The organism is Brevibacillus sp. HB1.2 (assembly GCF_013332495.1).
Taxonomy (GTDB): Bacteria; Bacillota; Bacilli; order Brevibacillales; family Brevibacillaceae; genus Brevibacillus; species Brevibacillus porteri.
Genome location: NZ_JABMIU010000002.1, coordinates 342,248 through 361,687, shown reverse-complemented (window position 1 = coordinate 361,687; position 19,440 = coordinate 342,248). Strand labels below are relative to the sequence as shown.

Genomic DNA, 19,440 nt, shown 5'->3' with positions numbered 1-19,440 from the left:
TTTCGATTCGCAAGTGCAAGAACTCTCAGGGAAAACCGATCGAGTTGAATCGGCAGAATTCTACATTTTGACAGCAAATTGTGGTAAAATGGGACGAAAGTTTTCCAGAATATATTGAAAAATGAAAAGCCCAAAGCACTATGGACCCCGTGATTTTAAAAAGGAGTGAACCGAACGTGCAAGCCAAGAATGACAAGCCTCAAGCTCCTGCAAAACAGCCGCGTAAACGGATCAAGCGTGGTCAGCGAAGCAAGCGGATGTATCTGCTCTTGGTGGGTTGCTTATTCCTCTGTTTGTTGGCTGTAGGAGCAGGCTTCGCCCTCAACCAGTTAGACAAGACACTGGACGTTGTAACGGTAGACCCGTACAAGCTACCGGATCAACCCGTGGTGGAAAAGCCGTACGAACAAAAGAAATCAATCGCCTTCGCCATCGTCGGGGTGGACACGCGCAAAAACATCGGTATGTTAAACACGGATGTTCTGGTCGTCGCAGTCGCCAATCCGGTTACGCAAAAGCTGAGCATGGTATCGTTGCCACGTGATACCCGCGTTCAAATCCCAGGATATCCAGGCTATCACAAGGTTAATGAAGTATTTGCATTAGGGGAAAATATCAGGAAAGATTCGGAAATCAAAGGGAAGCCTGTTACAGAAAATGGCATGACGATGCTCAAAAAGACATTGAATCACATGCTGGGGATCTCGGTTGAGCATTACGTGCAGCTTGACTTTGAGGGCTTTACAGCGGTCATTGACAAGCTGGGCGGGATTACGGTTGACGTAGATCGCGATCTCGTATACGAATTGCCGAAGCAAGGTGTATACCGAAGTTTGAAAAAAGGGAAACAAGTATTGAACGGAGAACAGGCACTTGGCTTCGTCCGTCATCGCATCGACAGACGTGGAGACGCTTACAACTCGAGCGACTTCGATCGCAATCGCAGACAGCAGCAGGTGATTCGTGCTGTAGCAGAAAAGAGCATGTCCATGGATGGATTATCGAGTTTGACAGCCGTACTGGATACCGTTGGTCAGCATATCAAAACCGATCTGTCGAAAGACCAAATAAAAGGATTGGCACTCGATTTTGCCAGTTTTTCGTCAAGCAACATGGTTACTTTGGATAATGGGGCGATCTGGAGCTCTCCGTATTCCTTATGGCCGAGGGAGAACATGCAAGCTGTTCGAACTGCCCTGCAAACAGAAGTGGGAGCAGCTGGATCTGGCGAACAGCTCAGTGATGCAGCTGTAGCAGAAGTAGCCAAGGTCGAAATGAAAGCGGAGAAGAGAACACCAGCTCCGAACCCCAAGCCCACGACAGGTACAAAAGAGCAGCCCAAAACACAAAAACCAGTTACACCACCACCAAATACGGCTCCAGAACCAACACAGGAGCCTGTAACACCAGATGGAAATGGCGGCGAACGCAATCCTGAGCCGACGGATAGTAATATGCCACCACCCGATATTTTGGCCCCGCCTGCACCGGCGACAGATAGTGCTGACATCGGGCAAACTGGTTGATCTTGAGCACACCCCCCAGGCAAAAGCACATATTCTAACGTACATAGACAGTCTTGCCTGTGCTGGGAAGGGAGTGCGGAAGTTATGAAAAACCTGCAAGAGACCATGAAGCAGTTGCAAAAAGCATCCGAAAGTTTGTCCAAGCTCGGCTTTGACCCAGATCATCCATGGAAAGCATTGAGCCAGATGGGACAGATGCTGGACACGAACTTTTGGGAGAATATCGCGACGCTCAATAAGCAAGCAGCACAAAAGACGGCCACCGCCGCCGCGCCAAATGTACCACCCGTGAAAAAGGGGAAAAAAAAGACAAAGGGAAAATCGATGCGTTTCGGGCAGGTAGACGATTCGCATTTTTCCCCCGTCTCGGATATCTTCCAATCAGAGCAAATGGTCATTATTTCCTGTGAACTCCCGGGCTTCGATCGCGATAGTCTGGAGATTACCCTCTCCGACCAACGGTTGCTGGAGGTCAAGGGGATCATCAAAGAAAGTGAGCATCAGGGGCTTCGTACACAAGGGGAAAGAAGCTACGGCCCCTTTTATCGCAAGCTGGCTCTACCGGTTTTCGTTAGTTCAAAAGGGATGAGGGCCCAGTATCAGGATGGGGTGTTAGAAATCTATTTGATGCGTGATGGAGCTGCGAACGAACGAAAAACAACATTTAAAGCGAGCTTGTAAAAAGTGGATGTGCAGGACAGTTTCATTCGTGGAAAATCAAAAAAGAACCTGGACATTTCTTCCGGGTTCTTTTTTATTGCACATAAACAGACGCGATGATATAATCAGTTCACGACTGTTTGTATCTATGTAGACATAATCATTGCATCTTACACTTTAATCGTACCATGCTGGTGAACTCTTGTCAAATGCTTTTTCTCAATTTAATGGTTAGGAGAGATATTGAATGAGTTCTTTGGTTCTCGGTTTTCAGGAAATGGAAAAAACACAGCTTTTGCTCGTTGGCGGAAAAGGGTTACATTTAGGGGAATTATCAAAAATTCAAGGAATACAAGTACCAGAAGGATTTTGTATTACAACAGTAGGGTATCAAAAGGCCATCGAACAAAACGAAACGTATCATACTTTGTTGGCTCGACTAACCATGTTAAAAGTACAAGATCGAGATCAAATTGGTGAAATCAGCAGGAAGATTCGCCAAATCATTATGGAAGTAGAAATTCCTTCCGATGTTGTGAAAGCCGTTACTCACTATCTCTCCCAATTCGGAGAGGAACATGCTTATGCAGTGCGTTCTAGTGCGACTGCTGAAGATTTACCACATGCCTCTTTTGCAGGTCAACAGGACACCTATTTAAATATCATCGGCAAAGAAGCAATCTTGCAGCATATCAGCAAATGTTGGGCTTCCCTATTTACGGATCGTGCGGTAATTTACCGTATGCAAAATGGATTTGACCACAGTCACGTTTATTTATCCGTTATCGTTCAAAGAATGGTTTTCCCACAGGCTTCCGGGATTTTATTTACCGCTGATCCAATTACATCCAACCGGAAGTTGCTATCCATCGATGCCAGCTATGGACTTGGAGAAGCACTGGTCTCTGGTTTGGTATCTGCTGATTGTTATAAAGTGCAGGAAGGGGAAATCGTCGATAAGAGGATAGCGACCAAAAAATTGGCTATCTATGGACGAAAAGAAGGCGGAACGAAGACACAGGAGATTGATCCTGATCAGCAAAAGACCCAAACACTTACGGAACAACAAATTTTACAACTGGCGCGTATCGGAAGACAGATCGAAGCTTATTTTGGTTGCCCACAAGATATCGAATGGTGTTTGGTTGATCATACTTTTTCTATCGTCCAGAGTCGTCCAATCACGACTTTATATCCCATTCCTGAAGCGAATGATCAAGAAAATCATGTCTATGTATCTGTTGGTCATCAACAAATGATGACCGACCCCATGAAACCATTGGGACTGTCTTTTTTCCTGTTAACGACTCCTGCACCTATGCGCAAAGCGGGTGGAAGGTTGTTTGTTGATGTGACAAATATGCTAGCTTCACCTGACAGCAGACAAATCATAGTAGATACCCTGGGACAATCCGATCCACTTATAAAAGATGCGCTTATGACCGTAATCGAGCGAGGAGATTTTATACAATCGTTACCAGTAAGTAAAAAAGAGCAGAGTCCGGGTAAAAGCAATAAAGGTATGTCGTCTTTGGGTTTTCAAGAACAATTCGAAAACGATCCGAGCATTGTTTCTGATTTGATAAAGCGTAGTCAAACATCAATCGAAGAGTTAAAGCATAGCATTCAAAAGAAATCAGGACCGGATTTGTTTGAATTTATTCGAGAAGACATCCAGCAATTAAAGAAGATGTTATTTGATCCACAAACCATCGGTGTGATTACGGCTGCTATGAATGCTTCAAAATGGATCAATGAAAAAATGAACGAGTGGTTGGGGGAAAAAAACGTAGCAGACACACTTTCGCAGTCTGTGCCAAATAATATTACTTCGGAAATGGGATTAGCGCTAATGGGTGTTGCAGATGTGGTTCGTCCTTACCCAGAAGTCATTGACTTTTTACAACATGTAAAAAAGGATAACTTTTTGGATGAACTGGTTCCGTTTGAAGGTGGACAGGAAACGCAAGACGCCATCAATGCTTATCTCACGAAATACGGAATGAGATGTGCCGGAGAAATCGATATAACGAAAACGCGTTGGAGTGAAAAACCAATGACGCTTGTCCCCATGATTCTAGGTAACATCAAAAACTTTGAGCCAAATGCTGGCAAGCGGAAATTCGAACAAGGGCGACAGGAAGCTTTGGAAAAAGAGCAAGAGCTATTAGCGCGATTGAAGCAATTACCGGATGGTGAACAAAAAGCAAAAGAAACCAAACAAATGATCGACCTCATCCGGAATTTCAGTGGGTTTAGGGAATATCCAAAATACGGCATGATTAATCGCTACTTCGTTTATAAGCAGGCTTTACTAAAAGAAGCCGAACAACTTATACAAGCTCGCGTTATTCATGAAAAAGAAGATATCTACTATCTCACTTTTGAAGAGCTTCACGAGGTCGTACGCACAAACAAATTGAATGATGAGATCATCAGCAAACGAAAAGACGATTACAAGTTTTTTGAAAAACTGACTCCTCCACGTGTCATCACGTCTGATGGTGAAATCATTGCAGGTGAGTACAAACGAGAAAATCTGCCCGCCAATGCGATTGTAGGTCTTCCTGTTTCTTCCGGGGTTATAGAGGGGAGAGCGCGTGTCATCTTAAACATGGAAGATGCTGATCTAGAAGATGGAGATATATTAGTCACCTCCTTTACTGATCCTGGCTGGACACCGTTGTTTGTATCCATAAAAGGTCTTGTCACCGAAGTGGGTGGACTGATGACCCATGGGGCAGTTATCGCGCGTGAATATGGCTTACCAGCAGTTGTCGGCGTGGAAAATGCTACCACGCTGATAAAAGACGGGCAACGTATTCGCGTGCATGGAACAGAAGGGTATATTGAAATATTGTAGTAAGGGGGCCTCGTGCCTCCTTTTTTTGTTTCGTTTTTCAGCCAAAATAAAAACAGTGTCAATGAGAAGACATTAACACTGCGGGGATTAGATGTTCCCAAACATCGGTTGATCGACGACATTGGGGTCCAGTGTATTCGTTGCGTTGACACCATTGAGTGTATTGACGACGTTACCTGTGTTGCCGCCCCCTGAACCGGAGAATGTCTTGGCGGCTGTTTTGGGTGATATGTTGAGCGTATCTCCGAAGTTAACGGTACCCGAATTACTATTGATATTGACAGCTCCAATGACAGAAGGCACAGCTTACCCCCTCCCTCTAGTTTTTTGCTCGTCTTGGAAAATGTGACGAATATTTACGACTCGCGTTTCGAGTGTAATGGATTCGTTCGAACCAACATGGACGACGGACGATCCTGCTAAGAAAGGGACTTCCACTTTTCGAATGAAAATGTACGGACAGTCGTGGAACGTATCAATGCAAATGGGATCAGAGAGACTAGGGGGAGTTAACGGAACGGAAAAGGCCGAGTAATTCTCGAACATAAATTCATTTTCATAGAAGATGGCCTGTTCACGTTGGACGGCTAATATGTTCGCGACAGCATCAATCTGCCGGGAATCACCTATTTGCAGAACAGATGAGGTATCGACCGAGAGAACATCCAGCTTACGGACATGACTGGTCCTTCGGTACATGGTGACAAACCTCCTTATGAAGCAGGTATAGCAGTATCAATCGGGATCGTGGCTCCGACAATCATTTTTTCGGGTGGCGTTTCATAAATCGCTCTGAGGTCTACTGTCTGTGTGTCCCCAATAAACAAGGAAGCGGCAGAAGTGAGGGCACTGACGGAGACCCTCTTTACACAAATGGCTTCGTTTATCACTTGATACCTCATCATGGTTCGTTCACCTCACGAGGCAAATTTTTCAGGAATGTTTCGCAGGTCTTATCGATATCCCGTTTCACTTTTTGGACGGTATTTTGTACGAAAACATCGAGCTGTTCTGGTTCTAGTTCATCGGTAGGGAGCTCGCTCAGGTAATACTTAATCCGTTGATCGATCTGCTTTTTAATGTCATCCAAGATAAAGGCTCGATAATTGTTATCCAGTGGATAGTTGCACTCTGTTTCGATTCTTTCAAGAACGAGGTAGGCATCTGTCTCCAAATATTGATAAATTTCTTTCTGGACACGGTCAAAAAGTGGGGCATTGCTTTGGTGCGGATTAGGGACATCCATCGATTGATTGATGGAAAAATCACCGATTCCTGCATCATTTCCTTTCGGGTTTAAGCCGATATTGAGAGTCCCTTCCAGTCGCTCAACCTTAAGCAGATCGAATTTGTACTCGTTTTTGATGACGGAAGGAATCTGTTTTTCCTTGAGATCATTTACATCTTGCTGCAGCTGTTCAATCATTTCCTTCAATTTCTCGATCTTATTACTTTGCAATTGTATATAGTCATGTAACTGTTGCAAATACTTCATCATTTCGGGATCCATGTACATGACGACCATCCTTCTTCATCTAGCATACAACGAATTAGCCAAGCCGTGAAAGAATACCAGGGCGTATGAGCGAAGGCTGAACCAATGGAATGAGGGGCACGAATTCTTCCGAACCGGTTGTGGGCAGCGGCCCCACCTGTGGAGCTGGCTCTGTGAATCCGCCGGTGTTGTACAGCTTGGATACGGGCTTAATAATCCCGGCGCTTCCTATTTGGCACACCGAAGAGTTGCTAATGCCTTCGATTTTGAGCGAATTGATTACGATATGTTGCGTCACAAAAAAATTCATGCGAAATCGCGTCCCTTTGCCCTGAAATCGTTCGTTTCTTCTACAAAAAGCGGGATATCATTATCGGATTGTTCATTGACGTAGACGACGCTACGTGGAATTTTAAAGGACAGATTGGTACCAGAATTGAATGATCCTCCACCCGCGAAGGTTTTGGCGTAAGTGGTAGGTGCGATTTTACGGACGTCTCCGACATTGAAAACGCCGCCCACGTTGTTTACATTAATGACTCCAACGAATGCTGGCATGTTCGGCACATCCTTTTGGGAGAGATCCTCTCTGTATTGTATGTCGTAGGCCAGTGGGTGTTCATACCTGTTTTTGCGACCGAACCAGTGCGAGCAGCATACGATATTTGGATAGGCGCGAGTTTAGGAAAAGGAGAAAAAGTTCCATGAATATGAAGGTGACGAATAAAAAAATAGACGTCGGTGATTTCAGTTTTGGTGGAGTAACTAAGTCGTCGATTGTGCTGATTGGGGACACCGATGTCCTTTCCTGCTACTCCATTTTTGATACGCCTCCACACGCCGTAATTTTATCACCCCAGGTTCCTCTCCAGCCGTTAGACCTTGGTTTGCGAAGAGGGTAGTAGTGTTTTTTACGTGTTCGCGTATTTCGTCTGGTAGTGGCTGAGAGCCAGCAACGGCCAAATCCAACGATAGCTGTGATAAGCAAAGTAAGTACCGCCAGGACGTCCCCCGCCAGTCGGGTAGCGAGTTGTCCAGTCATTTGCTTGATTGTGAGTGAGCAAATGGCGAATCCCGCGTTGTAGCTCTGCTGTCGGCTTTGACGACACGGCTATCAGTGCATCGGTTGCCCATGCCGTCTGCGAGGGAGTACTTGCTCCGAGGGGGACGTACGTTTTTTTCTGGTCGCTTTGGCAAGATTCACCCCAGCCGCCGTCGGGATTCTGGTTGGCAACCAGCCACGCAACCGCTTTTTGGATGGCGGGATCAGTAGGGGAAAAGCCAACCGCCATCAACCCGGTAATTGCAGCCCATGTACCGTATAGGTAAGCAATTCCCCAACGTCCATACCAGGAGCCGTTTGCTTCTTGATGGTTGAGAAGCCAGCGGACTCCTTTTTCTACATGGGGGTCAGTCAGTGTACGCCCGGCATCGTTTCCGAGGAATTCTAAGGTTCTCCCTGTCAAATCGGCAGAGGACGGATCTGTACTGACGGTATCGGCTCCTTCGATCGGCAGGTGGCGAATGAAATCAGCGTCTGTATTTCGTTCAAAAGCAGGCCAGCCCCCATCGTCGTTTTGCATGGACAAGAGCCATTCGAGACCGCGCTTCCAAGCGGCAGCTGTTGTTATATCCGTACGGGAGAGCAGGCGCAGAGAGCGCAGAGCTGCCGTCGTATCATCAATATCGGGGTTCATGGTGTTGTAGTCAGAAAAGCCCCAACCGCCAGGCTTTCCTTTTGGATTGCGAATTTTCCAGTCACCGTACGTATGCTGCTGCTTTTGGAGAAGGTAACGGTTTGCTTTTTGAATGGCGGGGTGTGTGGTAGAAAGTCCGCTTTTTTGCAGAGAAGAAGTCAAGAGCGCGGTGTCCCAGACGGCTGAGGTAGCCAGCTGCAAGTGTGCGCCGTTTTCATAAACGTAGACACTATCTGTAAGCCCCTGCATCGCTTTTTGGATGAGTGGGTCTTTCGGAGAAAACCCTCGAGCGAGCAGCGCAAAAATCATGAAAAAGGTAGAGGTCGAATAATTGTACAGAGTACCGTCCGGCTCGATTCGCGCTAGGATGTATTGTTCTAGGCGCCGTAGGGCGAGCTTGTGTAGTTGTCCGGGTAAAAAGGGGAGACGCTGCAAGGAATCATGGATAGTGGCGAGGAACGATTGCCCCTCTTTGAGGAAATTTTCTAGGAATCGATGCGGATATAGACCGCGAGAGATAGGTGCATCTGCGTATAGATCGGACAAGTCTGGCGCATTGTCAGGCTTTTTTACATATTTGCGATCAGCCACAATCATCATGGGGGCAAGATGGACACGTGCGTACCCGACAAAATCGTAAAAGCTGACAGGGAAGCTCGGGGGAAATAGAGCAATCTCGACGGGAACGAGAAAGTGCGAGGGCCACTGGTATTGGCCTGTCAGGGCTGTAGAGAATTTGGTCAGCATGTTCGCGTGTGTCAGCCCACCCTTTTCCAAAATAAACGTGCGAGCCAGAGCCATTCTCGGTTCGTCCTTCGTGTATTTGCCAGATAGCAGAAGGGCGTAATACGAATCAATGGTGGTAGACAGATGGCCTTCATGCTCGTCAGGGTACAGCTTCCATGCCCCATTATCGTGTTGGAGAGACGTGATGTGAGCAGTGAGCTTCTCCATCAAACGCTCATCATGAATACCTAGCGTGCGCAATAGGATGATCATGTGAGAATCTGTCATCGGTGAGCTTTCCAAACAAAAGCGCCAAGTGCCATCCGCTTGTTGGCGCTGTAATAAAAAGGCTTGAATGCGATTAATTTCTTGCTGGACTTCGCGCAACTCATTCACCTCCCGATAAAATACATCGCCTAAGGAAGAGAGGGGGAAGAGCATCGATGGGTTTGTCGTGGTACCAATATGCATCGCGTCTGCCGCTTTCCATGAATTTGGGGAGAGTCCGTACGGCGACAGCACCATTGCCAGCGCAAGATCAAAAGACGGTAGAGAGGATTAGACAGGAGACGCTCGCCCACAACCGTGACAACATAGACAGAACGCGCGCCTATTTGTCGTTTTATCAAAAGCATCCACAAATTCATTGGGCGCTATTGGCACATCTCGTATCGCGCAATGCGGGATGGAGTATGACCGATTTGCGGGGAGAATTATTGCCTCGCTTGCTTCGAATAAAAGAGCAGCAGGATTATTTTTTGTTTTTGGAGCGGGGAAACTGGCTGATTTTTCACGATGCGTACCCTCAATTGTTACTGTATGAAGAGAGTGTCAGGCGACAGACCAACCTTTTTTATATACTACCTCATCTAGGTGTCTCTACTTTCATGCAGGCGATCTGGAATCATTATTGGAAGACAACTGACAAAGAGCTGCTCACCATTGGCTTGATTATCAATGAACAAAACTACTTGGAAGAACAGGTCATGAAAGAGTCGGGTTATCAAAATTCAGTTGTCCGCACAATTCCGTTTGCCCTGCAGGAGCTTTTGCAACTGAATATGATCTTGCTTCCCCATCGGAAAATGGCTGATGAGCAGGGCAGCTCCTTGCAGCTCGCTGGTGAGCGAGTGTTTCATTTTGCCTCCTTACCAGAGAGAATCAGCTTGGGGAAAAGGCTGTATAGTCTGCTGTTCGGTAATACGAATAGGCAAGAGGCAGCGTACGCTTGGGCATTGGAACAGCCACACACAGGTTCGCGAAAAGATTATTGGCCCCATCTTTTTCACGATGTGAATGATATAGCTCCTGGCAAGCCTTATCAGGTAAAACTAATGAACTGTCAGCTGCGATCAGGGGCAAAGCGGCTGTTTTCCCCAACGCTGCGTCAAGTTTGGAGACTTATCCACCATGAGCCACCAAAAGAGTTAGATTGGTACCAAAACAAGAGCGACGTATGGCGTTTGCTGACTCGAACGCAGGAGACAACAAATGCAGGAGAGTTGAGTGAGGCGTATTGCCAGGCGTTAGCAAAAATCGAGTGGGCTGTCGCAGCCAGAACGAGAATACTTGGCTAACTTGTAGTAAAATAGAGAGGAATCCAGAACGTAAGACTGCACCTCGACAGGTTGCTTAGAGCGTTTTAGAAGGAGCGATTATCATTTGAAGACACTAATTATTGCGGAGAAACCTGACATGGGACGAAATATTGCCGCCGCAATAGATCCTAAAGCGAAAAATAACCGCACCTATTTAGAAGGTGAAAAATACATCATTACGTGGGCAATCGGTCACTTAATTGAACTAGCGGAACCGGAGGCGTACGACCAAAAATATAAAAAGTGGAACATCAATGATCTTCCTATTATTCCCGATCCATTTAAGCTAGTGCCCAATCGGAAAACATTCGATCAGCTAAAAATGATCGGGCAGTTGGCCAAACGAAGCAATCTGCTAATTAATGCATGCGATGCCGGGCGGGAAGGTCAACACATATTTTCACTTATTCAGCGACATCTAAAATTGAGTCAACCCGTTAAAAGGCTTTGGATCTCGGACTTGACCCCTGAAACGATCAGGAAAGGATTTGCGGAGATGAAAGATGCCGCAGCCTATGAAAACTTAACGAGGGCAGCAAAAGCCCGTAGTGAAGCAGATTGGCTCATCGGGATGAATGGCTCACGTGCATTTACGACCAAACATAACGCGCTCCTTTCTGTCGGACGAGTACAGACACCTGTCCTTGCTCTCATTTATGATCGACAGAAACAGATTGAGGCTTTCTCATCGGTTACGTTTTTTCAAGTGGAAGGGCATTTTTCGCAGGGTGAAAGGGCGTATAAGGGTATTTGGCAAGGTGATCGCTTAACCGATCCATCAAAAGCAGAAATGTTGGCTCGTAAAGTGAAAGGAAAACAAGGGCGGATCACATCCTACGAAGTAAAGGATACCAAGGAGTATCCATTCAAGTTGTATGACCTGACATTGCTGCAACGTGAGGCCAATGGCAAGTACGGTTTTTCCGCCAAGAAAACCTTGGATTTAGCGCAGGCACTCTATGAAAAACACAAGGTGATCTCATATCCGCGGACGAATTCCAACTATGTGACAGAGCAAAATATTCCTGAAATGCACAACACCTTGTCGTCCTTGCAAGGCACTGCATATGACAATTTGGTAAAGGGTGCAAACCGTAGTTTGGTTCATAAAGGCAACAAATTTATATGTAATCCAGCAAAAGTAGACGACCACCATGCGATCCTGCCGACAAATCGTAAGGCTACAGGGCTTACGCCAGATGAGCAAAAGTTATACGATTTGATCGTTCGCCGCTTTCTTTCACAGTTTTATCCACCAGCTGAATATAAGATGCATACGGTCATAACCGAAGTGGAAAAAGAATTGTTCAAAACGTCGGTGAAAGAACGGAAAAGTCTCGGTTGGAAGATTATTTATGCCGATCAACAGAAGGAAAAGCCCAAGAATGGGAAAGGTGCGGCCAAAGAAGAAGAGGATAAAGAAGAGATTGAAGTTAATGAGCCTTTTGTCATTCAACCTGATGCCAGCGTAGTATGCTCCGATGCTATGGTAAAAGAGAAAGAAACACAGCCGCCCAAGCATTTTACGGAAGGAACGCTTCTAAAGGCCATGGAAAGCGCAGGCAAGCAAATCGAGGACGAGGAACTGCGTGATGCGATGAAAGAATCTGGTCTGGGAACCCCGGCAACTCGTGCCGCTACCATCGAACGACTGAAAAAGGTCGGATATGTTGAAATGCAGGGGAAAAGGGTTCAACTTACGCTAAAAGGCCGTACCGTTATCGAATTGATTAGAGGAGCAGGGATCGAACTATTAACCTCTCCTGAAATGACGGGGCATTGGGAGCGCCGCTTGAATGAGATTTCCCGAGGGACCGCCTCCGACAAGCAGTTCATGGAGAATGTGAAGAAATTCGCTACGATGATCGTAGAAAAGGTTCGTGTACAATCTCGTGCTGAGAAGACCTTGTTTGAGAGTGAGAGTACCACTCAGAAAGGATCGTCGAAAACAAGAGGACGAGCTGGTGGGCGAAGTACAGGCAGATCCTCATCTCGAACGGTAGCAAAGACCACTAGTACAGCGTCGAGTATCATCACTAAATGTCCACGACCGAGTTGCGGAGGCTCTATTTTCATGGGACGCAAAGGTTACGGTTGTTCGAATTACAACGTGGGCTGTAAATTCGTCATATGGAAAGAGAACTATGGACGTATGCTGACGGATACACAGATTAAAGCGCTCATTGAAAAAGGCAAAACGGGTAAAATGAAGCTGGAACGTCAGGATGGGACACAATTTCAAGCAAAACTTATTTTGAAAAGTGTAGAATCGGGCGAACTTACTTTCGAGTAACGACGAAATCGCCGCGCACTACGAAAAACAATAAAAAAATAAATTGTTGAAACTTACTTGCGTAATTATCGTAAATACATGTATAACGGGGACGGCAACATAGGCCGAACAACCTGGTACGTACTCAAGGAGGAATAAATCCATGTCCATTTTTAAAAGACTCCGTGATTTGACCATGTCCAATTTGTACGCTTTGATTGAGAAAGCAGAAGATCCAATTAAAATGACAGACCAGTATTTACGTGATATGCAAGAAGACTTGAACGAAGCAGAGAAAGCGGTTGCCGCCCAAATTGCTTTGGAAAAGAAATTCAAGGTGCTGTATGAAGAACAGGAAGCCTTGGTGAAAAAGCGTGAAGAACAAGCTCACATCGCAGCACAAGCGCAGAACATTGATCTGGCTCGACGAGCTCTGGAGGAAAAGAAAGCTGCCGAGCAAAAAATGAACGAATACAAGGATAGCTACGAGAAAAACAAGCTGGCAGCTGACGGATTGCGCGAGAAGCTGACTGAAATGAAAAAACAGATTACCGAGCTGAAAAACAGGCGCGAAACATTAGTTGCCCGTGTCAATGCAGCCAAAGCGCAAAAGACGATCAACCAGGCGATGGGTGGCTTCGACACGAACTCGGCTATGTCTGGCTTGAAACGCATGGAAGAAAAAGCACTGCAAATGGAAGCAGAAGCAGAAGCCAGCGGCGAGATTTACAAAAAACAGAGCTCTTTAGATGATGAAATTGCGAAGCTGAATAAGGATCAGGCCGTTGAGGACGAACTGGCTGCTCTGATGAAAAAATATGAGGGGTAAACCGCTTCAGGCGGTTTCCCTTTTTTTCAGACCTTAAACACCTTGACGAAAGTGGAGTGATTCGCTTTGACGTGGACAGAAATACTAGGGATGCTGGTTTGGACAGGAGCCGGTGGCATTTTACTTTTTGTTTTGATGTGGATCGATTCGTTGTTTACGAAATACAAGGACATCACGGAAATCAAAAATGGAAACATCGCGGTCACGACGCGTTTTGTCATGAAGCTGTTTGCGCAAGGATATATCTTATCGCAATCCATTATTACCTCCAATTTATTGTGGACAGCACTACTCGTTTCTGTGCTCTCATTTATCATTCTGTTCCTTTTGGAGAGAATCGTGGAATGGCTGTTAAAGCAAGTGGCCGGACTGGACCTGGAAAAAGGGACGCAGGAAGGAAAAGTGGCATATGCCATGATGGCTGGTTCATTCCATCTCGTGGGTGCACTGATTATAGCTGCATGTTTGTAAGACGTGAAAGGGAAGGGAGTACAGCATGAGTTTGATGAAGCGAATCCAAAATATTTTTGCCAAGCATGAGCCTCCTGCACCGGAGAAGAGCATCCTGACGGTGGGACCGGGGGATGTAGTCGATGTATCGCTCGTTACCTATCAAGTAATAGGGAAGGCGAGCAATGCGAGTCGCAAAGCTACGATGCTTACGTTACAGGATGGAACGACCATTCGCTACCTGTACATCGAGGAACGGGAAAAGATTGTCTATCAGCTGTATAGCGTGATTGATGGACGACTGGATTCAATAGACGAAGTGCCGACCACAATCGAGATGGACGATGTCACCTACCATTTGGAGGAGCAATATAATGGCTCCGTTCAGGTTGCGGGGAAAGCTCCTTTTCATACGTCAGGGGAGCAGTACATCTGGCAATTCCAATCGGATCAACGCCAGTTGCTGCGAATCGAGTGGCAGGATGGCCGTTTCATGCTCTATGAGGGAGAAAGTGTTCTGCCAGCGGACGTGCAGGTACTGCGCGGAGCATAGAGAGGAGGGACAAGTACATGCCAAATCCATGGATGAAATCAATCAAGCTCCTGCTGATTCCGGCCTTGTTCCTCCTTACGCTAGCGGGTTGTGGCAGTCCTGCGGTTGGCGAGACATATCCGCTTGAATCTGTCTCTACCAAAGACAATGGACAGTCGTCACGCATCTATCGTGCGGAAGACAAGACTGTACCGGAAGTGGCCTTGGAGCTGGCGGAGCAGAATACGCCAGATGAAATCTCCAAAGAAGATCCGCAGCATATGTTCCTCATTTATCCGGATGAGGTATACCATTTGCAGCAAGACGCTGCCAAGCCGACGGATACGTTGATCGAGGTCGACAGCAAAGAGTACGTCCGGCAAAACTACGATTCTTCGTTTTTGCAGGGATACATTGTAGCCAGCGTACTGGATGATTTGTTCGATGGGCTTAAGAAAAGTACAAAGGGCAGTTATCGTGGCTACAATAGCAAGGATATATACAAGCCTTCCGGAACGTATCGCGTGCCTACAACCGAGGACAAAAAAGTAGCGCCGCCGATTACCAAAGAGGGTACGGGAAGTATTTTCAAACGGGGTAATGCGAAGAACACGGATGGTACGGTAGGTTCTGACGGCAGCCTTTTCAAGAAGCAGGGGGAGTCGTCGTCTAGCGGTAGTTCAGGTAAAATTATTCGTTCTTCCAGCAGTTCGTCGAAGTCGAGTGATTCTGTCTCATCCAAGCGCTCGAGCTTTTCTCCGCCGAAAAGTAAATCGCCCCCACGAACGAAGGTAGGGGGCTCGGGGCGAATTACAAAGCGTCGATAACTGTAAAAAATAGGACAGAAACGAACACCCCCAAACGATTCTTGTAGCTCGTTTGGGGGTGTTTTTGTTCTTCGGATTAGCGCTGCTTGGTCTCTACCGTATACACAACATCTTCGTTTTGATATTTGTACACATACAAGTAGTAGCGGCCTGGCTTTACTTGATAATGGGCACTTTGCAGATTTCCTTCCACCTCTTGCGGGTACGCTACAGGCTGATCTGGATTTCCTTCGTGGAATAGCATCCAAGTCACACCTTGTCCCTGCTCGGGGTTCAGAGAAATACGTATTTCTTCTGGTTTATCTACTTGGAAGGCAAAAATATCTTGCCAGTCGTTTCCTTTCATGTCGCCTGAAACAGTCGTACCTATCGGCAATGGACCATTTGCTTGCTCGATAGAATCATTGCTCTCGCTTTCTTGATAGAGTTGCTCTTGTGGGCTATCTTCACCCGTAACCACTAAGGTAAACGGTTGGTCCTTTTGCCCTGTACCATACGTATAAGCAGTCACATAGTAAGTCCCTGGTTTCGCATCGAATGATCCGATCAGCTTGTTGCCTTCGCGCTTGTTGGGATAGGCGATGTAGTTCTGCTTATCAGACTCGTGGAATACTAGCCACGCCACTCCATCCACATGCTTTGTTTCCATCTCTACTTGAAGCTGTTGGGCTGATTTCACATCGAGACGGAACTCCTGGCTCGGTTTTTGAAGATTGACGATACTTGTAATCTGCTTACCCAATGAAATAGACGTTTCGTCAGGGTTAGGCGTTGGATTCTCTGGCTCGGTGCCATCTTCATGAGCCAGCTTCCCGTGGAACACGACATCATAGGCAAAGCGTCCATCTTTTGTCGTACGATAATTGGTGAAGTAGCTCGTAACCGTGTCATAGCCATTCCAGGAAAGACCCGATAACTCCTTGAGGAATCCATCTGAGAGGCGGTTCATTTCTTGCCAATCCTGAAATTCTCCTTGGGAAGCTCCACCCGTATAAACCCCACGCAACGTGAAGCTACGGAATTCTCCAGAGTCTTTTTCATCTGTTTTTACATCGGTCAGAGAGGCAACCTTTGCGATTTGACGATAAACCTCGTCTTTGTTCGTCACGTCCACTTTTTGTAAGTAATCATCTGAAACGAGAGGAACATCCAACTCTTCATACTGGTCGATCAATTCTTCTAACGTTTCTTGATAGCCACGTTCAAGAGCGCGATCACGGCTGAATTCTTCGATTAAGTCATCATAAGCAGATACATCATTGGAACGGATCGTATCATTGATTTTATCCAGACGAGCAAAATCATTCTTGAACATATGGTACTGAAGCGCGAATGAGTAGTCGTAGAATGCCATGGTTCCGTATTTGGCACGCATCATATCTGCCGCAGTGTAATCGAGATAAGGCGCTGAATTTCGGATATTGCCTACAACGGATTGGCGAGGCTTGATTCCTTCCGTTCGGGTAGCACCTGCGAAAAACTCAGCTCCGCCTTCTTCATACCAAGGCAAGCGGCTGTTTTCATAAATTTCTCCCTTTCCCCACATGCCCGGCACTTCATATCTACCTTGCAAATAGTGGACGAATTCATGACGGAACAGCTCTTCGAGACTGTAGATGCTTTGTTCTTTTGTCCGATCGTAGGTGAAGAAAGTACCGGTACCCTCAATGTAGATACCACCATTATCTGTGTCGTATCCGTACAGGAAGCGATTCATTTTATATTCATCAGGCGTATTGTAGATGACAATGGTCAGTACATCATCCGGATTACCGCTCTCGAGCTCCTTGTCATTGCCGATGACACGATGAAATTGTGCCTTCACTTCCTTGGATGCCCAATACAAGCGCTCAACCTGTTCTTCTGTTAGTTTATCTCCCGTTTTGAACACAATCGCTCCGTCATCAAAAGTAAATTGCTGCGGAAGATAATGCTTTTTCCCTTCTTTTTTCATTTCCTCGAGGTCGATTTTTTTTCCATTGGCATCCTCGCCATATGCTTCCTCGATTTGTTGCGCGGCCGTGAAGTAAGGCTCGCTCCACTTTTTATAAGTTTTCATTGCTTTCGTCAAAACTTCATTGGCTTTGTCTGAATCACTGTAGTAGCTACCTAATTTCCCTGTGTAATACAAGGCATTGTTCGTCAGCCATACGTGATCAGTGGAAGTGTCACCATTTTCCGCCATGTCGAAAATGGGGTCGAGAAATGCGTCGATGCTGCCTTTCAGTGCATCTCTTTCTGAATCATCTACTCCCCAAATCAGAACATAGCCAACACCTTGAAGGACGCTGTAAAAAGCTTCGCTTGCTTCGCGATCATCTGACCATTTATCCCGATTGTCGTTAAAGTCCGCCATTACTTTTGACAGAAGGCCGATTGTCTCAGAATCAACAGTCGTGTTGCTAATTAATTTTCCCGTAGAACTGATGATTTCATTTTGAGTCTTTGTACCTAAGGTAAAATTTTGATTGGAAGTAATTGCTTGAAGTGCTGGAATAATCTTTTGCTTATACTTTGGCTCCATCAAATACTTTAAGCCGTCGTTGTAATACCCCAAGTAATACCCCGAACGCAATACCTCTACAAATGTATGTATGCCTTGCTCGTCATCCTTAGTGAAGTTCTTGCCACTCTCTTCCAATGCATCGATGATGGCTTGAACCCGATCTCGATCCGCATAAAATTCCTGGGTGTCGTCGTTGTAAGTAAACAGCTCAGGGATTTGCGTCCAACTGATTTCCTTCAACAATTCAACAAGCTCTGAATTGTCCAATGTATTTAGGTGGGAGATGCTGTACTTCTCCTGTTTGGCTGCTTGGCGTAACTGACTCTTCGACATGTTTTCTTGAACGGGTGTATGACCAATCTGCGAATCATTGCGCTCTTGGGATGGGCTTGGCGGCGTGCTTTTGGCTTGAGCTGCTAGTGGCAAGCCTGCCGCTACCGTTGAAATTGCAATTGATCCTGCTGTTACCATGCTAATCCATGATCGATTCATTCTTTCGTTGACTCCTTTTTCATTCATTTTGGTAGTGAAATTGAATATTTTATAGTATCGGTATCCAATATGAAAATCCTTACAAATAAAACAAAAGATGACGGAATATAGCTCTTTCTTCCTATTTGGTAAAAAGAAAAGAATGTCTAGAGAAGTAGCTTTGTAAGAATGGAAGGAGAGCGACTTTTGTTTGCCTATGACGAAAACATGATTGTTGATCGACAAAAGAAGAAAGGATGTGCATCCAGCATTCGACAGTCTTTGTTAGCAGCATTGGCTATGATTGACATTGGGAAAGCACAGATAGGTGAAGTTGGCGGAGGGGAGTGCTAGAAGATGCTGGAAAAAATTCTCGAACTGCGTTCACGATCCATGTCCATTGCACAAATTGCCAAAGAGTGCGGCTTAACGATCGGTCAAGTTAAGTATCGCCTGCAAAAAGACCGTGCGAAGCCAGTGACACCACCTCCCGCTAGAACGGAATTGGAATGGCAATTGCCTGCGTTTTATGGTCGGGACATTGTCAAAGTCATGGTACAAGGACCGACTGTGCTATTCGTCTATTGGGAAATCACTTGGCCCCGCATGAGAATGGTCGCATCCTACCTGCAAGCCGATTATCGTCACATCCAGAAGGGCTTGCGTCTGTATGATGTCACGGAACGCTTATTTGATGGAAAAAATGCGCATTCCGTCCGAGATGTGCTCGTACATGAAGAGGCTCATTCCTGGTACGTGAATGATGTAGAGCCAGGGCGTACATACATTGTTGATTTTGGTTTATATGAACACAATCGGTTTTGTCCGATTTTACGCTCGGAAACGGCAATTACCCCGCGTAACTCAAAAGCTAGCTGGGGGGAATCGTTCGTTGAGCCCGTCCACGATTCAGCTACACCTTCCTGGTTTGAGAACTTTTCCTCCTACTCGTTGTATACCAAAACATCAAAATAAGTGAGGTGTCATT

General features: G+C 46.1%; 20 protein-coding genes. 12 read left to right on the top strand and 8 right to left on the bottom strand.

What is annotated here, in order from left to right; all coding sequences use genetic code 11:
* The first annotated feature begins 176 nt into the window (after positions 1-176).
* From HPY28_RS06610 to ppsA, 3 genes are all read left to right on the top strand, one after another.
* Complete coding sequence (locus tag HPY28_RS06610) at positions 177-1,526, top strand: LCP family protein (protein WP_174230268.1); 1,350 nt, start codon at positions 177-179, stop codon at positions 1,524-1,526.
* Between the two features lie 84 nt (positions 1,527-1,610).
* Complete coding sequence (locus tag HPY28_RS06605; RefSeq protein ID WP_174230267.1) at positions 1,611-2,207, top strand: Hsp20/alpha crystallin family protein; 597 nt, start codon at positions 1,611-1,613, stop codon at positions 2,205-2,207.
* Between the two features lie 226 nt (positions 2,208-2,433).
* Positions 2,434-5,049, top strand: coding sequence for a phosphoenolpyruvate synthase (gene ppsA, locus HPY28_RS06600; protein ID WP_174230266.1), 2,616 nt, complete (start codon positions 2,434-2,436; stop codon positions 5,047-5,049).
* An 87-nt stretch (positions 5,050-5,136) separates the two neighbouring features.
* On the opposite strand, the gene HPY28_RS06595 is transcribed toward ppsA, so the two are convergent.
* Genes HPY28_RS06595 through HPY28_RS06570 form a run of 6 tightly spaced genes read right to left on the bottom strand, consistent with a single transcriptional unit; the run spans position 5,137 to position 7,102 of the window.
* Positions 5,137-5,352, bottom strand: a complete 216-nt coding sequence (locus HPY28_RS06595; RefSeq protein WP_017249535.1) for a spore germination protein — start codon at positions 5,350-5,352, stop codon at positions 5,137-5,139.
* A 3-nt stretch (positions 5,353-5,355) separates the two neighbouring features.
* On the bottom strand, positions 5,356-5,748 hold the full coding sequence (locus HPY28_RS06590) for a spore germination protein GerPE (protein ID WP_017249534.1): 393 nt from the start codon (positions 5,746-5,748) through the stop codon (positions 5,356-5,358).
* A 14-nt stretch (positions 5,749-5,762) separates the two neighbouring features.
* Positions 5,763-5,954 carry a hypothetical protein gene (locus HPY28_RS06585; protein WP_017249533.1) on the bottom strand — a complete coding sequence of 64 codons (192 nt, stop codon included), beginning with the start codon at positions 5,952-5,954 and terminating at the stop codon, positions 5,763-5,765.
* Entirely contained in the window at positions 5,951-6,565 is a 615-nt protein-coding gene (gene gerPC / locus HPY28_RS06580) for a spore germination protein GerPC (RefSeq protein WP_069849585.1), read from the bottom strand. The genes HPY28_RS06585 and gerPC overlap by 4 nt, the downstream gene beginning before the upstream one ends.
* Before the next feature lie 34 nt (positions 6,566-6,599).
* Positions 6,600-6,854: a spore germination protein GerPB gene (locus HPY28_RS06575; RefSeq protein WP_017249531.1), complete on the bottom strand. Its 255-nt coding sequence runs from the start codon at positions 6,852-6,854 to the stop codon at positions 6,600-6,602.
* Positions 6,851-7,102: a spore germination protein gene (locus tag HPY28_RS06570; protein ID WP_016740748.1), complete on the bottom strand. Its 252-nt coding sequence runs from the start codon at positions 7,100-7,102 to the stop codon at positions 6,851-6,853. The genes HPY28_RS06575 and HPY28_RS06570 overlap by 4 nt, the downstream gene beginning before the upstream one ends.
* 146 nt (positions 7,103-7,248) lie before the next feature.
* Between HPY28_RS06570 and HPY28_RS06565 the strand changes: the two genes are divergently transcribed.
* Complete coding sequence (locus tag HPY28_RS06565) at positions 7,249-7,446, top strand: hypothetical protein (RefSeq protein ID WP_017249530.1); 198 nt, start codon at positions 7,249-7,251, stop codon at positions 7,444-7,446.
* Positions 7,447-7,455: 9 nt separating this feature from the next.
* Here the strand turns inward: HPY28_RS06565 and shc are convergent, their stop codons facing one another.
* The gene (shc, locus tag HPY28_RS06560) at positions 7,456-9,438 is read right to left on the bottom strand and encodes a squalene--hopene cyclase (protein WP_017249529.1); all 1,983 of its coding nucleotides are present in this window, start codon (positions 9,436-9,438) and stop codon (positions 7,456-7,458) included.
* On the opposite strand from shc, the gene HPY28_RS06555 reads away from it, so the two are divergent.
* The 6 genes from HPY28_RS06555 (at position 9,411) to HPY28_RS06530 (ending at position 15,475) form a co-directional block, all read left to right on the top strand.
* A complete protein-coding gene (locus tag HPY28_RS06555) occupies positions 9,411-10,544 on the top strand; it encodes a DUF2515 domain-containing protein (RefSeq protein ID WP_174230265.1) in 1,134 nt (377 codons plus the stop codon). The genes shc and HPY28_RS06555 overlap by 28 nt on opposite strands.
* A gap of 85 nt (positions 10,545-10,629) precedes the next feature.
* Positions 10,630-12,858 (top strand): type IA DNA topoisomerase, encoded by a 2,229-nt coding sequence (locus tag HPY28_RS06550; RefSeq protein WP_017249528.1) that lies wholly within the window; start codon positions 10,630-10,632, stop codon positions 12,856-12,858.
* A gap of 142 nt (positions 12,859-13,000) precedes the next feature.
* Positions 13,001-13,666 (top strand): PspA/IM30 family protein, encoded by a 666-nt coding sequence (locus tag HPY28_RS06545; RefSeq protein WP_017249527.1) that lies wholly within the window; start codon positions 13,001-13,003, stop codon positions 13,664-13,666.
* A gap of 66 nt (positions 13,667-13,732) precedes the next feature.
* The gene (locus HPY28_RS06540; RefSeq protein ID WP_017249526.1) at positions 13,733-14,137 is read left to right on the top strand and encodes a DUF350 domain-containing protein; all 405 of its coding nucleotides are present in this window, start codon (positions 13,733-13,735) and stop codon (positions 14,135-14,137) included.
* A 25-nt stretch (positions 14,138-14,162) separates the two neighbouring features.
* Entirely contained in the window at positions 14,163-14,669 is a 507-nt protein-coding gene (locus HPY28_RS06535; RefSeq protein ID WP_017249525.1) for a DUF4178 domain-containing protein, read from the top strand.
* 17 nt (positions 14,670-14,686) lie between these two features.
* Positions 14,687-15,475: a DUF4247 domain-containing protein gene (locus tag HPY28_RS06530; RefSeq protein WP_173622176.1), complete on the top strand. Its 789-nt coding sequence runs from the start codon at positions 14,687-14,689 to the stop codon at positions 15,473-15,475.
* A 76-nt stretch (positions 15,476-15,551) separates the two neighbouring features.
* On the opposite strand, the gene HPY28_RS06525 is transcribed toward HPY28_RS06530, so the two are convergent.
* Complete coding sequence (locus tag HPY28_RS06525; RefSeq protein WP_174230264.1) at positions 15,552-18,473, bottom strand: collagenase; 2,922 nt, start codon at positions 18,471-18,473, stop codon at positions 15,552-15,554.
* A gap of 186 nt (positions 18,474-18,659) precedes the next feature.
* Between HPY28_RS06525 and HPY28_RS06520 the strand changes: the two genes are divergently transcribed.
* Positions 18,660-18,806 carry a hypothetical protein gene (locus HPY28_RS06520; protein ID WP_017249523.1) on the top strand — a complete coding sequence of 49 codons (147 nt, stop codon included), beginning with the start codon at positions 18,660-18,662 and terminating at the stop codon, positions 18,804-18,806.
* Positions 18,807-18,809: 3 nt separating this feature from the next.
* A complete protein-coding gene (locus HPY28_RS06515) occupies positions 18,810-19,427 on the top strand; it encodes a DUF4912 domain-containing protein (protein ID WP_017249522.1) in 618 nt (205 codons plus the stop codon).
* The last annotated feature ends 13 nt before the right edge of the window (positions 19,428-19,440 follow it).